Below are 572 nucleotides of genomic sequence, written 5' to 3'. Positions count from 1 at the left end.
CGGTTGTGTCCGGGAAATCCTACGGATGATCCTGAGTTGGGCGCTCAGCTCTACAACGATTTTGCTTGTGCAGCCGCCTTGGGCGTTACACAGCGGTCGGCAGCCGAGCAGCTAGCCGACATCATCGGTTGGACAATTATCACGCCTGGAGAGGCTGCCCGTGGTTTGGCGGCTGACCTCGCTGCTACGTACCAGGGCAAGCATCAGTTTCGAATGGAGGATCTGCAGCATTGGGACGAGGAAACCAAGCCGCATCGAGCGCACCTGGTTTTTCACACTGAGGAATTACGTGCGTTATCGGCGAGAACAGTCATGGCTTTGCGTATTCGTGCTGAAACCGTTCAGATACCGGATTAGGGTGTTGGCAGTTGCTAAGCCGGTGTCTGAACGGTCGTTTTTGGCTGGTTAATTACTCTCCGTACCATATGATGGTCATACCCCTATTTTTGCTCTGCCCATAATGTTTGGTTAAGGGACGGGCTTTAGCCCGTTCCAGAGCGAAGCGAGCGACTTGAACCACTTGTTAGGTGGCGCTTACTGCCCAGTCAAATCCCATTCTTGGCGGTTGCAGG

1 protein-coding gene is annotated in these 572 nt (G+C 54.0%); it reads left to right on the top strand.

What is annotated here, in order from left to right; translation table 11 throughout:
• Window positions 1-357, top strand: a 357-nt coding sequence (locus GHN92_RS23975; RefSeq protein ID WP_218580745.1) for a hypothetical protein, incomplete at its 5' end; no start/stop codon positions are given.
• Between the last annotated feature and the right edge of the window lie 215 nt (window positions 358-572).

Origin of the sequence: Pseudomonas sp. FSL R10-2964, assembly GCF_009600035.1 — a bacterium.
Taxonomy (GTDB): Bacteria; Pseudomonadota; Gammaproteobacteria; order Pseudomonadales; family Pseudomonadaceae; genus Aquipseudomonas; species Aquipseudomonas bubulae.
Note: the sequence above shows the minus strand (reverse complement) of the source record. Positions and strands in the feature narration are given on the sequence as shown.